This window comes from Acinetobacter sp. 789_lipA (assembly GCF_058242845.1).
On the sequence record NZ_JBZAYS010000001.1, the window covers coordinates 1,174,144 to 1,189,476 of the forward strand.

Consider the following 15,333-nt stretch of genomic DNA (forward strand, 5'->3'; position numbering starts at 1 on the left):
TTCCCTAAAAGCCCCGATCTTTGATAAGATGCGCGGGCTTTTATGCATTATTCTTTATCAATATCTTCAAATTGTAGTGGGTGTTCAATGGAACCTATGGTGGTGATGGCTGCGCGTGCGGCTCAATTAGTCGGTCAAGAGCTTTTAAAAGCGCATCAAAATCGTCATAAGCTCGATCTACAAGTCGAAGAAAAAGGAATTGATGGTCCTGTAACGCGTGTAGACCGTTATTTGGAACAATTGGCTATCGATACCCTACGTAAAAGCTATAAAAATCACAGCTTCCTTGGTGAAGAGTTTGGTTTTCAAGAAGGTAAAGGTCACGACGCAGATTGGTGTTGGATCATCGACCCACTTGATGGCACTCTAAACTTCATTAACGGTGTTCCTCACTTCTGTATCTCTATTGCAGTTCAACATAAAGGCATTACTCAACACGGCGTGATTTACGACCCTGTGAAAGATGAGTTGTTCTCTGCAAGTCGTGGTCGTGGTGCCATGATGAACCAACGCCGTATTCGCGTAAACGTGAAAGACAGTCTTGAAAATACATTCATGTCTGTGGGTCATGCTTACCGTGCAAAACGTAATGGTGAAGTGATTTCTTATGCAAAAAATCATTTTGATTCATTGTTAAATGTGACTGAAGCTGGCGCGCAATACCGTCGTACAGGTTCTGCAGCATTAGATTTGGCATATGTTGCAGCAGGTCGTTTCGATGCGTACTTCGAACTTGGCTTAAAGCCTTGGGATATCGCAGCTGGTGAGTTGATCGTGAAAGAAGCGGGCGGTACAGTAGTTGATGCACGTGGTGGTAGCGAATCTATGGAAAATGGCCAAGTACTGGCATGTTCTATGAAAATGTTGAAACCTCTGATGAAAGCAGTTGTACCTGCTTGGGGTGAAGCTGCTAAGTAATAGCATGTAGATTGTGTTTTAAGACATTGAAAAAGCCCTCAGAAGAGGGCTTTTTCTTTGATATGGATGAAAAAAATAAAGGTCTTTGTGGTGATTTACTTTCTGGCTTTAACCTCTATAGATTGTAAAACATAGGCTGTGCCAGATTCTGATTACCTCTTAATGAAGATCACGCTATACAGAAATAAAGCGGGTTAAAATTAACCAGTGTATAGATACCTATTTAAGCTTGTTGTGTCTAATGTTTATGACAGGTCAGATAGCATGTCAAATCACGGCAGCATTAGAGCAAGAGCTAGTACAATTAATTGCGTCATATGGCTGATAGTTGAGGAAAGAGCAAAGAATACTATTCAATATTTTTCTAGATGGTCAAAAAAATTAAAGTGAAAACCTGCATTTATTCAATCTTTGAGGAAAATATTGTATCAATTTCACGAAAAGAGGTGACTTTTAAAAATATCCTGCTATACTCCGCCCACGCACTAAATTTCGTTCATTACCTGAACATTCTCTTCTATCATTGTGTATGCGCGTCCGGTCCAAAGAGAGGACATTATTTCGCGCCCCACCCAATCGCTTAAGCGATTCCTTCAGGTTGCGGCTGTAATCAAATGTGCGTTATACGCATCGTCGTTCTCGGATCGCCGCTGATTCTATATTTTCAGCGATTATTGCTGTGCCGCTTTTTGCCGATGTCCATCAGACCATATATTTAATGGAGCACCCATTTTTCGGGTGAAATACTCTATGAGCAAAACTTTTGCTGATTTTCCTTTACATGAATCGTTACAACAAGCTTTACAAAGCTTAGGTTTTACTTCTCCTACGCCTGTACAGGAACAATCGATTCCTGCAGCTTTAGAAGGTAAAGACCTTTTAGTATCTAGCCAAACAGGTTCAGGTAAAACTGCAGCGTTCTTACTTCCAACGTTAAACGCACTTGCAGCCCAAGAGACTTTCGTTCCGTTCAAAGAACGTATGAAAGCAATTACTCAACCGAATATCTTGGTTCTTTGCCCAACTCGTGAGTTGGCGCAGCAAGTAAGCCAAGACGCGATTGGGTTTGTCCGTCACATGAAAGGTGCGCGTATTGCAGCGATCATGGGTGGTATGCCGTTTGGTAAGCAAATCCAACAGTTAAAAGGTGCGCAAGTTGTTGTTGCAACACCAGGTCGTTTACTTGACCTTGTAAACCGTCGTCAAATTAAATTAGACCAAGTTGATGCGCTTATTGTTGACGAAGCAGATCGTATGCTAGATCTAGGTTTCTCTGAAGACTTAGAAGCAATTAGCGATCTTGCTGCAAACCGTAAACAGACTTTAATGTTCTCTGCAACATTTGCTGGTCGTATCATTACACTTGCTGAACGCATGATGAATGATCCACAACGGATTGCAATCGAAACTGGTCACTCTACGAATACTGACATCACTCAGACTTTACACTGGACTGATGGCTTTGAGCACAAGAAAAAATTACTAACGCATTGGTTAAGTGCTGAAGACGTAGATCAAGCTGTTGTATTTGCTTCTACTCAAGAAGACACCGATATGTTGGCTGAAGAACTTGCTGAAGCAGGTTTATCAGTTGTAGCACTTCATGGTGCTATGCCACAAACTGTGCGTAACCGTCGTTTACGTAGCATCCGTGAAGGTCGTGCAAAAATTTTAGTTGCAACCGACGTTGCTGCACGTGGTCTTGACGTACCAACCATTTCACACGTAATCAACTTCGGTCTTCCAATGAAGAACGAAGACTATGTACACCGTATTGGTCGTACAGGTCGTGCGGGTCGTACTGGTAAAGCAATCACTTTAGCAACTTACCGTGAACGCGGTAAAATCCGTGCTTTAGAAGATTTCTTAGATGCACGTTTGAATGTATCTGAAATTGAAGGTCTTGAGCCATCTCCACCTCCTGCACGCGGTAGTCGTGATGGCGGCGGTCGTGGTCGTGATGGCGGCGGTCGTGGTCGTGATGGCGGCGGTCGTGGTCGCGGTGGTTTCGGTGGTCGCGATGGCGGCGGTCGTGCTCGTTTCGAAGGTGAGTCTAACTTTAAACGTCGTGAAGGTGGTGATGACCGTCCACGTCGTAGCTACGATGACAAACCTCGTGGTGATCGTCCATCATTTGGTGGTGAAGATCGTCCACGTCGTGAGTTTAATAATGATCGTCCACGTCGTGAAGGCGGTTTCGGTGATCGTCCGCAACGTTCTTTTGATGACCGTCCAAAACGTGATTTTGGTGATCGTCCAGCGCCACGTCGTGAAGGCGGTTTCGGTGATCGTCCGCAACGTTCTTTTGATGACCGTCCAAAGCGTGAATTCAACTCTGATCGTCCACGTCGCGAAGGCGGTTTCAACGATAAGCCACGTTTTGACGCGAATGATGACAACCGCGGTAACCGTGTAGACTATAAACCACGTCGTGAAGGTTCTTTTGGTGACCGTCCAAAACGTGATTTTGGTGATCGTCCAGCGCCACGTCGTGAAGGTGGTTTTGGCGACCGTCCACAACGCTCTTTTGGTGATGACCGTCCAAAACGCACTTTCGGTGGTGAAGACCGTCCTAAGCGTACTTTTGGTGGCGAAGACCGTCCGAAGCGTGAATTTAATTCAGATCGTCCACGTACTGAAGGTGGTTTTGACCGCCCACGTCGTAAGTTTAACGACTAATTCTGAATGAATAAAAAAACCAGTGGAAACACTGGTTTTTTTTTGTCTACGGCTGTAAAAAAATAAATTAAAATGTATACTGAGTCATATTTTAATTGTATTGATAATAATGATGCACAATAATGAGGTTGAATCAATCGTCACACTCTCTGACGTGAAAGAGGTCAATATGGCACATTATCTCGGACTCTTTTTGCTGATTTGCAACATTCTTTTCTTTGTCTATAGTCGTTATGGATGAAGTATTTCATCTTATGTAGTTTGTTTTCGCCGTTCAAATAAATATAAATACAACCAACTGAAATCAATTCGTGCACAAAATTAGACACGGAATACGCTAACATATCGTTTTTTAATCCTTTATAGTATGCATGCTGAAAAAATGCAGGAAAACGCACAGCTATGAATAATCAAGCGCCTCTGACTGCTCAAGCCCTCATTGAGGTCAAAAACCTGAGCTTTAAGCGAGGGGAACGTGTCATTTATGATCAGGTCAATTTAAAAATTCGACAAGGTCAAATTACGGGCATTATGGGACCATCGGGTACAGGTAAAACCACTTTACTACGTTTAATTGGCGGTCAATTGACGCCTGACCAAGGTGAAGTGCTTTTTGATGGGCAAAATATTGCGAAAATGTCACGCAAAGAGTTATTCGCTGCGCGTGCGCGTATGGGTATGCTTTTTCAAAGTGGCGCATTGTTTACCGATATGTCGGTTTATGAAAATGTGGCCTTTCCGATAAGAGCACATACCAAGCTGCCTGAGCATTTACTGTCAGAAATTATATCTTTAAAACTAGAATCTGTCGGTTTACGTGGCGCAGAACAGATGATGCCTTCTGAGCTCTCAGGCGGGATGAACCGTCGTGTGGCTTTGGCACGTGCAATTGCGCTAGATCCTGAGCTGATCATGTACGATGAGCCATTTGCAGGACAAGATCCAATTGTGAAAGGTGTACTGACACGTCTGATTCGATCATTGCGAGAAGCTCTTGATTTAACAACAATTATTGTTTCACATGACGTGGCTGAAACCTTATCGATCGCAGACTATATCTATGTTGTTGCTGAAGGTAAAGTGCAAGGTGAAGGCACGCCTGAACAATTGCAGGCGAATGCTTCTCCGTTTGTTAAACAGTTTTTAACAGGTGCAGTTGAAGGGCCTGTCGATTATCAATTTAGCCATAAGGCATATCTAAATACTGAGGTGCAAGCATGAATGCGATAGCACTCTTAGGTCGACGCGTGATTGAACGGGTTCGCGGCATTGGTGTTGCCAGCCTGATGTTATTACAAATTTTATTTTCGATGCCCACTGCTTTAGGTGTTCGGTTATTTGTTTACCAAATGTACCGTGTTGGGGTGTTATCACTGCTTATTATTGTGGTGTCAGGGCTATTTATTGGCGCGGTACTGGGCTTACAGATGTATAGCATCTTGGTGACCTTTGGTAGTGAAGCGATGCTGGGTACAGCAGTTGCGTTAACCTTACTTCGTGAGTTAGCACCTGTAGTTGCAGCATTGCTGTTTGCAGGTCGTGCAGGTTCTGCATTAACGGCTGAGATTGGCTTAATGAAAGCCACAGAGCAGCTGTCCAGTATGGAAATGATCGGGGTTGATCCACTTAAACGAGTAATCTCACCGCGACTTTGGGCCGGTATTTTCAGTTTACCGATGTTGTCTGTCATTTTCGCTGCGGTGGGGATTATGGGTGGTAAAATGGTAGGGGTAGACTTCTTGGGTGCAGATGAAGGCTCTTACTGGAGTGGCATTCAAAGTAGCGTAGAGTTCTATAAAGATGTCCTGAATGGCACCATCATTAAAAGTTTTGTTTTTGCTTTAATTTGTACATGGATTGCGGTGTATCAAGGCTATGCCTGTGAACCGACATCTGAAGGTATTGCGACATCAACCACACGCACTGTGGTGTATTCATCGCTCTGTGTTTTAGGTTTTGATTTTGTGTTGACTGCGGTCATGTTTGGAGGTGTTTAATGAAATCACGTGCAAGTGAGCTGGCAGTCGGCATATTTGTCATTTTATTCGGTATCGCGTTGTTTTTTATCGCGATGCGTGTGAGTGGCTTGGTGGGATCGAATCTCAGTGATCGCTATGAAATGAGTGCAACCTTCGATAACGTAAATGGTTTAAAACCACGTGCTAAAGTGACGATGAGTGGGGTAAAAATTGGTCAAGTCGATCAAATAAGCTTAGACCCTGTGACACGTTTAGCGACCGTTTCTTTTTCTTTGGATGGTAAATTAACGACCTTTAATGCAGCACAACTCAAAGAAGTTGAAAAGAATGCACTTGAAGAGCTTCGTTACAGTAGCGACTATACCGCTGCGGATGCTGCGCAACAAAAAGAAATGGAAAAGCAACTTATTGCGAACATGAAGTCCATCACCAGCATTGATGAAGATGCTTATATTATGGTGGCAACCAATGGTCTGCTAGGGGAGAAGTACTTGAAAATTGTTCCAGGGGGTGGTTTGAACTACGTGAAACGTGGTGAAAGCATTGGCAATACCCAAGGCACAATGGACCTAGAAGACTTAATTACTAAATTTATTACGGGCGGTGCAGGTAAATCGAAAGATGCTTCAGCAACAACTGAGCAACCTGAAACTGCTGAAACAGCAGATGCCAACGTGTCATTTGTTGAATGATTTGAAGAGGACCAATTGTAGTGAATACTTTATTGAAACAAACACTGACAGCTAGCATTTTAACTACAATGTTTGCGGGTACTGCTTTTGCAGCACCAAGTGAAGCACCACCTGCTTTTGTTAAAAAAGTGGCAGATGGTTTGATTGCGCGTTTAAAAGCGGATCATGCCAAACTTCAAAACAACCCAGCTGCGGTGAAAACGATTGTTCGTCAAAACTTAGACCCATATGTGGATTCACAAGCATTTTCACGTATTGTGATGGGGACTTATGCAACCAATCAATACAGTACAGCTGCACAACGCGCGAAGTTTGAAAATAATTTCCGTGAAACACTGATTGAAAATTACGGTTCTGCATTCGCGAAATTCAGCAATCAGACATATACCATCCGTCCGTATAAAGAAACGAACAGCAAAAACCCTGTGGTGACGATCGACTTTAATAACAAAGGCGAAAAAATCCCAGTGTCTTTCCAGTTAGCGGATAAAGGCAACCAATGGAAAATCCGTAATATCAATGTGTCGGGTATCGACCTTGGTTTACAGTTCCGTAATCAGTTCGCGGCAACAGTTAAACGTAATGGCGGCGACCTAGATAAAGCGATTGCAAACTTCCAACCTGATGCAGAAGCAGCGGTTGAAAAGAAAAAATAAGTAGGTGAAAGGTGATTAACTTTAGCAATCAGGAAATGCAGCTTTCAGGTCAGATTACATATGACAATGCTGAAAGCTACTATCAACAAGGTCTGAAGGTGATTCAGTCACAGTCTTATCCTGTGGTGGTGAATCTGGCCCAGCTTGAGCATGGTAGTACATTGGCATTAGCAGTATTGGTGCATTGGTTGCGTCAAACACCCGATGCACATAGTTTACATTTTAAAGCTGTACCTGAAAAAATGATGAAGGTAATTCAAGCCTGTCATTTACAGGATGACTTAAAGTTAATCCCTTAAGTAAAAAAAAGCACCCTAAGGTGCTTTTTTTATATGTTGCGTTTCTTAAATCTATGAGGAAAAGCCGTGTTTTAAAGTGTACTCAAATCCATTTCTTCCAGCGGAAGTAAATGAGCGGGCCAATCAGGAACGCCATTAAGATTAGGCTTACCACAATAAAACTGGTGCCGCCTTTGGCAAAAGGCAACACATCGGTGTTCATGCCGTAAATACTGGCAATCAGCATTGGTGGAGCGAGCATACTGGGTAAGATAGAGAAGCGACGAATCGTGTCATTCTGCTCGGTGTTAATGAAGCCTGAGGTGGTGTCCAGTAAGAATCGCACTTTTTGGAACAAGAAGGCATCATGCTCAACCAGTGAGCGAACGTCTTCACTGAGCTCTCGAATATCCGCATCATAAATATGACTACCTAAAGCACGCGGGCGTGATAAAAAGGTCAGTACACGGCGTAAGTCAATCAAACACAGCTGTGCTTTTCCAAGCATATCTTCCAAGTGGGCCAGACGGGTAATCATGTCATCTAAGTCGAGAATCATCTCACGGTGACGGTTATTCAGCACTTCTGTGGAATACTTTTCCAAGTCCTTGTGGATATCTTCTAAGATATCCGCAAGCTCGTCCAGCTTGGCCTCGAGTAAACCGAGTAAGATCCACGTTGGATCTTTATAGTCGATTTCGTAGTCATTGCGGCGCGCACGCGCACGAAAGGCACGGAACGCCACCAATTTTTCCCCACGAAGGGTAAAGAGCCGTTCTTTATGCAAAATGAAAGCGACAGTTTGTACCGTGGCAAGGGCCCCGCTGCTTTCTTCAGGCTCACCATCGACTTGATAGTTTTTATTTTTCGTTAAAAAATACGTACTGATATGCAAAATACCGTCGTCATCACGGTAGAATCGAGCTGAAGATGAAATGTCTTCGAGTGATTTTAGCGTAGGTAAATTTTGTTCATATGCATCTAAAATCCACTGTTGTTCTTCTTGGGAGGGAGCAATAAGGTCAAGCCAGACCAAATCGGGCTGAAGATCGAAATCGCCATTAATGGTGATGTCTTCTAAGCTACCGCGCTCTGTGGCGTAAAAGGCTTCAAGCATGCCGTCTTTCTCCTTTGCGCAGTAATGGTTGAAGTGGATGGGTGTATTTTAGACAAGGATTGCAATAAAAACACTGATCGAATGGTTAAATTGCTAAAAAATATCCATTCATTTTAGTGAAGTTGCATGACAATTAAATATCAGAGTAAAAAATGACAAATTCAATTGCGATCTTTTGTGGTTCCGCATTAGGTTCAGATCAAATCTTTTCCGAAACAGCACGTCAGGTTGGACACGCCATTGCAGAACAAGGCAAAACCTTAGTCTATGGTGGTGGCCGTTCGGGCTTAATGGGTATTGTGGCAGACAGTGCTTTAGAGGCAGGCGGTCAAGTGATTGGCGTGATTCCACACGTGTTGGTGGATCGTGAGTTGGCACATCAAGGCCTGACCGAGTTACATGTCGTCAAAGACATGCAAGAGCGTAAACTGAAAATGTCAGCCTTATCGGATGGATTTATTGCAATGCCAGGCGGTGCAGGGACTTTAGAAGAAATCTTTGAACAATGGACGTGGGCGCAGCTCGGTATTCATCTCAAGCCGAATGCCTTTTTAAATGTAAATGGCTTTTATGATGATTTACTTAAATTTCTGAAGATGACCACCGACAAAGGCTTTACCCATGCACGCTTTACCGACAGTCTGATTGTGTCGGATTCGGTGAAAGCCATTTTAAAGCAGATGGATCAGTTCCAAGCACCTGAACCGAAGTGGGGCATGGTTGATCCTGAGTTGTTGGATGTCAAAGCATGAAGGTGATTACGGTCGCTGCGGCTATTATTGTGAATGAACAGCAGCAGCTTTTGTTGGTGCGTAAGCAGAACACCGCATGTTTCATGCAAGTGGGCGGTAAACTTGAGCCCAATGAAGAACCTGAGCAAACCATGCTGCGTGAGATTCGGGAGGAAATTGGAAGTGATGCGACGATTGAACAGTTTGTTGGTCGTTTTGAAACAGCCACCGCCAATGAACCTGATTTTAAATTGGTGAGCTATGTTTACCATGTTCAGCTTCAGCAAGCGCCACAAATTGCGGCTGAAATTGCAGAAATGAAATGGGTCAGTTTGAATGACCAACAGACTACACTTGCACCGCTGACCACTGAGGTGGTCATGCCATGGGTACGTGAACATTTGATGATTGAAGTCGTTTAATTATTCAAGCGCATAGGCAATACACGCGGCGCTGACTTTATGACAACCCAATTGTTCTAGCTGTAAAGTCAGTGCCTGAATCGAGCTGCCTGTGGTCACGACATCATCCAAAATCAAAACACGTCGGTAGAGTTTTACGTACTGACGTTGCTGTGGATCGATTTTAAACTGTTGATGAATTTGATCTAAGCGTTCCAGTCGACTGAGTCCTTTTTGTGAATGTTGATGCAGTCGTATCACAGGTTGCCAAATGGGCACATTTAGCTGCTTGGCTAAGTCTTTGGCGAGGATCATTGATTGGTTATAGCCACGTTCGGCTAAACGCTGGCTCGAAATCGGCATTGGAACAATTGCTTGCACTTTAGGGAAGCGAATTTGCTGAAGAATGCCAGACAGTAGAGGCTGCCAATGCAGTTGTTGTTCATATTTGAACTGCTGAATAAGATGATCTAAAGGATATTGATAATGTCCCGCCACATGAATACTCAGCTCTTGTTTTTCAATGGTCTGTGGATGCAGTGGGAGTTGTTGCCAGCAATCCAAACAGACCGAATGTAGATCTGCGCGTACAATGCCACACAACTGACAGGGCTGTGCTCTGTGTAGCAACTGTTTGGCAGTATGTAGCAGATGACTAAACATAGGCATAGCGTGGTGCTTCAGGCAGCCAGCGTTTCAGTAAGGCTTCAGCATTTTGTGGATAGTCTTTTAAAATCTGAGCTGCGACATAATGTGCCTGATTGAGCAAATGATCATCGCGTTCTAGTTTCGCCACACGAAAGCCCATATCACCCGTTTGTTTGGTACCGAGCAATTCACCAGGGCCACGAATTTCCAAATCTTTTTCGGCAATTAAAAAGCCATCATTGGTTTCCCGCATGACGCGTAAGCGTTCTTGTCCATTTTGAGACAGCGGGCTTTTATATAACAGAGCGCAAAAGCTAGCCTTGGCACCTCGACCAACACGGCCACGTAATTGGTGTAATTGAGAGAGTCCTAAACGTTCCGCATTTTCAATCACCATGATCGAGGCATTCGGTACATCGACTCCCACTTCAATCACTGTGGTCGCAATCAAGAGTTGTAATTCATTGGCTTTAAACTGTTGCATCACTGCTTGTTTTTCGTCGGCTTTCATTTTGCCATGTACGAGGCCAATGTTGAGTTCGGGGAAACGTTCTTTAATTTCTAAATAGGTCGCTTCAGCAGCTTGAGCATCTAAGGTTTCAGACTCTTCAACTAAGGTGCAGACCCAGTAGGCTTGTTTGCCTTCGAGGCAGTTGCTGGCAATACGCTGTAGGACTTCTTCACGACGGTCAAGTGGAATGGTCACGGTTTGAATCGGCGTTCGTCCGGGTGGAAGTTCATCAATCACGGACGTGTCTAAGTCTCCATAGGCAGACATGGCTAAAGTTCGTGGAATCGGCGTTGCGGTCATGACCAATTGATGTGGGGTCATATTCTGCGCGCCTTTATTGCGTAGGGCTAAGCGCTGATCGACCCCGAAGCGGTGCTGCTCATCAATAATTACTAATCCAAGTTTGGCAAAGCGGACATTGTCTTGAAACAGGGCGTGTGTACCCACCACCAGATGCGCTGTGCCATCGACAATTGCTTGTTCGGCTGTGGCACGTGCTTTGCCTTTTTGTTTACCTGAAAGCCAAGATACACTGAGTCCCAAAGGTTCAAACCATTTTTTAAAATTGAGATAATGTTGTTCCGCCAAAATTTCAGTCGGTGCCATTAACGCCACTTGCCAACCTTCCTCTAAGGCATGGCAGGCTGCGACTCCAGCGACCAAGGTTTTGCCTGCACCGACATCGCCTTGAACCAAACGTAACATCGGTTTATTAAGTTTTAAGTCTTGTACAATTTCTTTGGAGACGCGCTTTTGTGCATTGGTCATTTCAAAAGGCAAGCTGCTGAGCAGTTGTTTGGCAAACTGACGACTGGCAGAAATACGTGGTGCTTCAATTTGTTGGATATAGGCGCGACGGCTTAATAGACTGACCTGATGCGCAACCAACTCTTCAAAAATCAAACGTTGCTGGGCAGGGTGTGAGCCTTGGCTCAGTTGCAGCATATTGGCATCTACAGGAGGATGATGGATGTAATCCAACGCCTGTTTAAGTGCATAGCCATTGGTAAATTTTGCGGGCAGCAGTTCAGGTAAATCATCACTGTGCTTGGCTAAAGCCTGTTTGATGTATTCACGAAACTTAGGTTGCGTCAGACCTTCTGTGCTGGGGTAAATCGCAGTCAGTTGGGTTTGTGGAAGTGGCGTATGTTCTGTAATGAGTTGAATTTCGGGGTGATACATTTCCAGACCACGCGCACCCACACGGACTTCACCAAAAATACGCAGACGGTTGCCAACCTTTGCGCGATCCGTTAAGCCTTTATAGATATGGTAAAAGCGTAAAGTCACTTTGCCAAAGTCGTCTTGCAGTCCAATCGCCATCGATTTACGTTTACCCGGCGGAAAGTCTACACCTTGAATCGTGCCTTCGAGTAAATAGCTACGCCCCACAGTCAATTGGTTCATGGGGATGATCGTGCTACGATCTTCATAGTCTCGTGGCAGATGAAACAGCAGATCATCTGTAGTGAAGAGATTCAACTTTTCAAGTAATGCAGCAGAGGCAGCTCCGACCCCCTGCAACTGATGGACTGCAGCCATGTCCCCTCAACTTTGTCTGTGATTTGGTGCTAAATGCATATTTTATTTATAGGTTATGGTAAAACATCTCAGCGTGTTGCTAAACAGTTATTTCAGCAAGGCCACCAAATTACCACAATTAGCCGAAGTCCGAAATCAGATGATTGGGCTGAGCATTTGATTCAAGATATTCATCAGTTGGATTTGTCTCAAGTCGCACCGATTGATGCCGTATATATCTTACTCTCGCCTGAGGGCACTACGGTGGAGGCGTATCAGCGAACTTTTGTAGACTCGATTGCACCCATGCTACATGCCTTAAAAAGTCATCCTTTAAAAAAAGTGATCGTGGTTTCTTCCACACGTGTTTATGGTGAAAGTGCAGGTGAGCGCGTTGATGATGACACGTGTCCCCAGCCGAGCGATGTGCAAGGGCAGGTGCTATTGAATATGGAAGCCGCGTGGCAACAGGCTTATCCATCTGAATGTGTGATTGTTCGTCCAACAGGCATTTATGGAACCTCAGTTACTCGTATGATTAAACTTGCAGAAACTACAAAGTCTTATCCAAAACTGCATTGGTCGAACCGAATTCATGTTGATGATTTGGCTGCTTTTCTAGCGCACTTGCTTCACGTGGAACATACAGAAAAATCTTACATTTGTAGCAATAGCCAGCCGTTGCCTTTACATGAAATCATGCAATGGTTTCAACAACAGTTAGGACTGCCAGTTTTGGTTTTGGAAAGTGATGTGCCATCAGGCAAGCAAATTTATGCTACGCGGATGCAGCAGATGAATTTTGAATTACAGCATCCACATTGTTTTGATGATTATTTGGCGTTGTTAGCAGAGTGTGAGTCAAAATAATTTTCTACTCTCACTAATGAAAAATGTGAAACGTAGCTAAGAAAATGGCTATAGGACGTGAAGAATCATGAAAAACCTGTTCAAGTACGCTGAACCCTAGAATCGATTTGACTAAGATGTTGATGCTTATAAAAAAATTAAAGAATTTAGTATAAGGTGTATTATGTTAATTTTAAAAGTATTGATAATCCCCTAAATTATGTACTACTCAAAATTCAAAAAAATGATGATAGGAAAAAGATGAGAAATTATAAATTTTATCTAATGTTTATTTTATCGACATTGATACTTATTATTTTTATAACATCATCGCCACTATTAAAAAATAAATTTTTTTTAATGACTCATAGTAATTGGGTTAAAGTTAATAATTTTAAGATTATAGAAACATATACTTATTGTTCAAGTGAACCTTGGAGGAGGGGCATCGATAGAGCTGCTTATCGATACATCAAGTATGAATACTCTTTTGATAAAAGGAAATATATTGGAGAAAACGAAAAACTTTTTGGAGTGTATAGAATCAATCTTTTAGACAACTGTGAAAAACTTAAAGAAAAAAATGAAGTGCTATGGAATGAATACAATAAGAATAATTATCCATTATATGTAAATATAAGTAATAGTAAAATACTAATTTCAAATAATTTATTTAAAATTGGTACATCTTTATTTTGGCTTTGTTGCACAAACCTATCTGTAAAGGGTTTTTCAGCGATATAATTTTCAAATGAAGAAGCCTACACACAAAATCTACCGCACAACCAATTGGCCCGCATATAACCGAGCACTCATGAGTCGCGGAAATATTGCCATTTGGTTTGATCCTGCTACGCAATGGTATGCGCCATCAAAAGGCAAACAAGGGCGAAATCAAACCTACTCCGACGCAGCCATCCAATGCTGCTTAATGATTAAATCCTTATTTCGTCTGTCTTTACGTATGGTCACTGGCTTTGTGCAAAGTCTGATTAAACTTTGCGGATTAAATTGGATAGCTCCAGATTACACCACGCTTTGTAGAAGACAAAAGCATATTGATATTGTAATCAGCTACCAAAAAAGTAGCGATGGGCTGCATCTACTCATGGACTCTACAGGCATGAAGTTTCTAGGTGAGGGCGAATGGAAACGCAAGAAACATGGACCTGAATATCGTCGCCAATGGCGTAAACTTCATATTGGTATAGATGCTAAAACCCTACAAATACGAGCAGTTCAGCTTACAACCAATAATGTCAGTGATTCACAGGTGCTTGGTGATTTACTTAATCAGATTCCACAAGATGAGCGGATTGACTCTGTTTATACCGATGGAGCTTATGACACCAAGCAATGCCGTCAGGTCATTGCAGATCGGCAAGGGCATGCGGTGATTCCACCTAGAAAAAATGCGAAACCATGGAAAGATACAAAGAGTAGCTCGCTAGAGCGAAATGAATTACTTCGAACAATTAAACGTTTAGGCAGGACACTATGGAAAAAATGGTCAGGCTATCATCGTCGAAGTTTGGTTGAAACTAAGATGCATTGCATCAAATTATTAGGCGATAAACTCAGTGCAAGGAGTTTTGATAGCCAAGTGAATGAAATCCATGCACGTGTAGCAGTCCTTAACAGATTTACGGAATTAGGTCGACCACTTACCCAAGTTACGCCTTAAATTTAGCTCAATTAGGGGTGCTTTGCATTTCCAATCTTTGTGCAACAAAGCCGTTCAACTTGAATATATGTTTCTAAAAAATCTGATTTCAAACTACTTTTTGAAAAGCAAAAAATATATTTACTATTTGTATTAGATAGATTTTTTAAACTTTCTTTATAAATAGTTTCTGATAATTCATCATTAGGGTTTCCAGCCATATCTCTAAAAAATGTATCGAACATTGAAAACTCTTTAGAATCAAAAAATTCCTTAGGTTTCAATGAACAAATACTTTCATTGCTTACAATTTCATATTTAAAATAACGTACACGTTTTTCTTTACAACCAATGAGTGATAATGATGCCAATAACATACTTAAAAGAACTATATATTTCATTATTTTATACTTTAGTAAATTAAGAAAAGCAGTGGAACTACTGTAATTAGCGTAATATTTGAAACTAATTTATATTCTACTGGATCATTAATGATTGGTTGTACTAGCTTGTTGTTCAGTATTTAATTTTAAAGTTTATATTTCTTGCTAATTCATGGATATATGGATCATAAATAGAATTAGGTAAAGTCCAAATTTATAAAAAGTATTCCTTAACTATTTATCTATTTAACCTATATTGGCTTAAATTTTTTATTTAGTATTTTTTTGTTGAACAGCATAGATACCT

Annotated in this window: 16 protein-coding genes; 12 read left to right on the forward strand and 4 right to left on the reverse strand. The window is 42.3% G+C overall.

Annotated elements, in window-relative coordinates; all coding sequences use genetic code 11:
• Positions 1–87: 87 nt before the first annotated feature.
• The 7 genes from AC4CUZ_RS05515 (at position 88) to AC4CUZ_RS05545 (ending at position 7,223) form a co-directional block, all read left to right on the forward strand.
• Positions 88–918 carry an inositol monophosphatase family protein gene (locus AC4CUZ_RS05515; RefSeq protein ID WP_004691373.1) on the forward strand — a complete coding sequence of 277 codons (831 nt, stop codon included), beginning with the start codon at positions 88–90 and terminating at the stop codon, positions 916–918.
• Positions 919–1,668: 750 nt separating this feature from the next.
• Positions 1,669–3,597 (forward strand): DEAD/DEAH box helicase, encoded by a 1,929-nt coding sequence (locus AC4CUZ_RS05520; protein WP_335998430.1) that lies wholly within the window; start codon positions 1,669–1,671, stop codon positions 3,595–3,597.
• 402 nt (positions 3,598–3,999) lie between these two features.
• The gene (locus AC4CUZ_RS05525) at positions 4,000–4,818 is read left to right on the forward strand and encodes an ABC transporter ATP-binding protein (protein WP_114836553.1); all 819 of its coding nucleotides are present in this window, start codon (positions 4,000–4,002) and stop codon (positions 4,816–4,818) included.
• Positions 4,815–5,594 (forward strand): lipid asymmetry maintenance ABC transporter permease subunit MlaE, encoded by a 780-nt coding sequence (mlaE, locus tag AC4CUZ_RS05530; protein WP_004691368.1) that lies wholly within the window; start codon positions 4,815–4,817, stop codon positions 5,592–5,594. Before AC4CUZ_RS05525 ends, mlaE begins: the two co-directional genes overlap by 4 nt.
• Positions 5,594–6,268, forward strand: a complete 675-nt coding sequence (mlaD, locus tag AC4CUZ_RS05535) for an outer membrane lipid asymmetry maintenance protein MlaD (protein WP_004691366.1) — start codon at positions 5,594–5,596, stop codon at positions 6,266–6,268. Before mlaE ends, mlaD begins: the two co-directional genes overlap by 1 nt.
• Before the next feature lie 20 nt (positions 6,269–6,288).
• Complete coding sequence (locus AC4CUZ_RS05540) at positions 6,289–6,924, forward strand: MlaC/ttg2D family ABC transporter substrate-binding protein (protein ID WP_087527364.1); 636 nt, start codon at positions 6,289–6,291, stop codon at positions 6,922–6,924.
• Positions 6,925–6,935: 11 nt separating this feature from the next.
• Positions 6,936–7,223 carry an STAS domain-containing protein gene (locus tag AC4CUZ_RS05545; protein WP_490747355.1) on the forward strand — a complete coding sequence of 96 codons (288 nt, stop codon included), beginning with the start codon at positions 6,936–6,938 and terminating at the stop codon, positions 7,221–7,223.
• Between the two features lie 82 nt (positions 7,224–7,305).
• Here AC4CUZ_RS05545 and AC4CUZ_RS05550 read toward each other — a convergent pair whose 3' ends face one another.
• Entirely contained in the window at positions 7,306–8,319 is a 1,014-nt protein-coding gene (locus AC4CUZ_RS05550; protein WP_004691361.1) for a CorA family divalent cation transporter, read from the reverse strand.
• A gap of 152 nt (positions 8,320–8,471) precedes the next feature.
• Between AC4CUZ_RS05550 and AC4CUZ_RS05555 the strand changes: the two genes are divergently transcribed.
• Entirely contained in the window at positions 8,472–9,071 is a 600-nt protein-coding gene (locus AC4CUZ_RS05555; RefSeq protein WP_004691359.1) for an LOG family protein, read from the forward strand.
• Positions 9,068–9,472, forward strand: coding sequence for an NUDIX hydrolase (locus AC4CUZ_RS05560; protein WP_490747356.1), 405 nt, complete (start codon positions 9,068–9,070; stop codon positions 9,470–9,472). Before AC4CUZ_RS05555 ends, AC4CUZ_RS05560 begins: the two co-directional genes overlap by 4 nt.
• Here the strand turns inward: AC4CUZ_RS05560 and AC4CUZ_RS05565 are convergent, their stop codons facing one another.
• Both AC4CUZ_RS05565 and recG read right to left on the reverse strand, forming a co-directional pair.
• On the reverse strand, positions 9,473–10,120 hold the full coding sequence (locus tag AC4CUZ_RS05565) for a ComF family protein (RefSeq protein WP_490747357.1): 648 nt from the start codon (positions 10,118–10,120) through the stop codon (positions 9,473–9,475).
• Complete coding sequence (recG, locus tag AC4CUZ_RS05570; protein ID WP_201706821.1) at positions 10,107–12,152, reverse strand: ATP-dependent DNA helicase RecG; 2,046 nt, start codon at positions 12,150–12,152, stop codon at positions 10,107–10,109. Before recG ends, AC4CUZ_RS05565 begins: the two co-directional genes overlap by 14 nt.
• A gap of 33 nt (positions 12,153–12,185) precedes the next feature.
• Between recG and AC4CUZ_RS05575 the strand changes: the two genes are divergently transcribed.
• The 3 genes from AC4CUZ_RS05575 (at position 12,186) to AC4CUZ_RS05585 (ending at position 14,664) form a co-directional block, all read left to right on the forward strand.
• Positions 12,186–13,001: an NAD-dependent epimerase/dehydratase family protein gene (locus tag AC4CUZ_RS05575; RefSeq protein WP_490747358.1), complete on the forward strand. Its 816-nt coding sequence runs from the start codon at positions 12,186–12,188 to the stop codon at positions 12,999–13,001.
• 240 nt (positions 13,002–13,241) lie between these two features.
• Positions 13,242–13,724 (forward strand): hypothetical protein, encoded by a 483-nt coding sequence (locus AC4CUZ_RS05580; RefSeq protein WP_490747359.1) that lies wholly within the window; start codon positions 13,242–13,244, stop codon positions 13,722–13,724.
• A gap of 7 nt (positions 13,725–13,731) precedes the next feature.
• Positions 13,732–14,664, forward strand: coding sequence for an IS5 family transposase (locus AC4CUZ_RS05585; RefSeq protein WP_081405714.1), 933 nt, complete (start codon positions 13,732–13,734; stop codon positions 14,662–14,664).
• Positions 14,665–14,675: 11 nt separating this feature from the next.
• Here the strand turns inward: AC4CUZ_RS05585 and AC4CUZ_RS05590 are convergent, their stop codons facing one another.
• Positions 14,676–15,044 (reverse strand): hypothetical protein, encoded by a 369-nt coding sequence (locus AC4CUZ_RS05590; RefSeq protein ID WP_490747360.1) that lies wholly within the window; start codon positions 15,042–15,044, stop codon positions 14,676–14,678.
• Positions 15,045–15,333 lie beyond the last annotated feature (289 nt).

Excerpts from the sequence above, each read along its gene's own strand:
- AC4CUZ_RS05515 (WP_004691373.1), top strand. The coding sequence starts at position 88 with ATGGAACCTATGGTGGTGATGGCTGCGCGTGCGGCTCAATTAGTCGGT.
- AC4CUZ_RS05520 (WP_335998430.1), top strand. The coding sequence starts at position 1,669 with ATGAGCAAAACTTTTGCTGATTTTCCTTTACATGAATCGTTACAACAA.
- AC4CUZ_RS05525 (WP_114836553.1), top strand. The coding sequence starts at position 4,000 with ATGAATAATCAAGCGCCTCTGACTGCTCAAGCCCTCATTGAGGTCAAA.
- mlaE (WP_004691368.1), top strand. The coding sequence starts at position 4,815 with ATGAATGCGATAGCACTCTTAGGTCGACGCGTGATTGAACGGGTTCGC.
- mlaD (WP_004691366.1), top strand. The coding sequence starts at position 5,594 with ATGAAATCACGTGCAAGTGAGCTGGCAGTCGGCATATTTGTCATTTTA.
- AC4CUZ_RS05550 (WP_004691361.1), bottom strand. The coding sequence starts at position 8,319 with ATGCTTGAAGCCTTTTACGCCACAGAGCGCGGTAGCTTAGAAGACATC.
- AC4CUZ_RS05555 (WP_004691359.1), top strand. The coding sequence starts at position 8,472 with ATGACAAATTCAATTGCGATCTTTTGTGGTTCCGCATTAGGTTCAGAT.
- AC4CUZ_RS05560 (WP_490747356.1), top strand. The coding sequence starts at position 9,068 with ATGAAGGTGATTACGGTCGCTGCGGCTATTATTGTGAATGAACAGCAG.
- AC4CUZ_RS05565 (WP_490747357.1), bottom strand. The coding sequence starts at position 10,120 with ATGCCTATGTTTAGTCATCTGCTACATACTGCCAAACAGTTGCTACAC.
- recG (WP_201706821.1), bottom strand. The coding sequence starts at position 12,152 with ATGGCTGCAGTCCATCAGTTGCAGGGGGTCGGAGCTGCCTCTGCTGCA.
- AC4CUZ_RS05575 (WP_490747358.1), top strand. The coding sequence starts at position 12,186 with ATGCATATTTTATTTATAGGTTATGGTAAAACATCTCAGCGTGTTGCT.
- AC4CUZ_RS05580 (WP_490747359.1), top strand. The coding sequence starts at position 13,242 with ATGAGAAATTATAAATTTTATCTAATGTTTATTTTATCGACATTGATA.
- AC4CUZ_RS05585 (WP_081405714.1), top strand. The coding sequence starts at position 13,732 with ATGAAGAAGCCTACACACAAAATCTACCGCACAACCAATTGGCCCGCA.
- AC4CUZ_RS05590 (WP_490747360.1), bottom strand. The coding sequence starts at position 15,044 with ATGAAATATATAGTTCTTTTAAGTATGTTATTGGCATCATTATCACTC.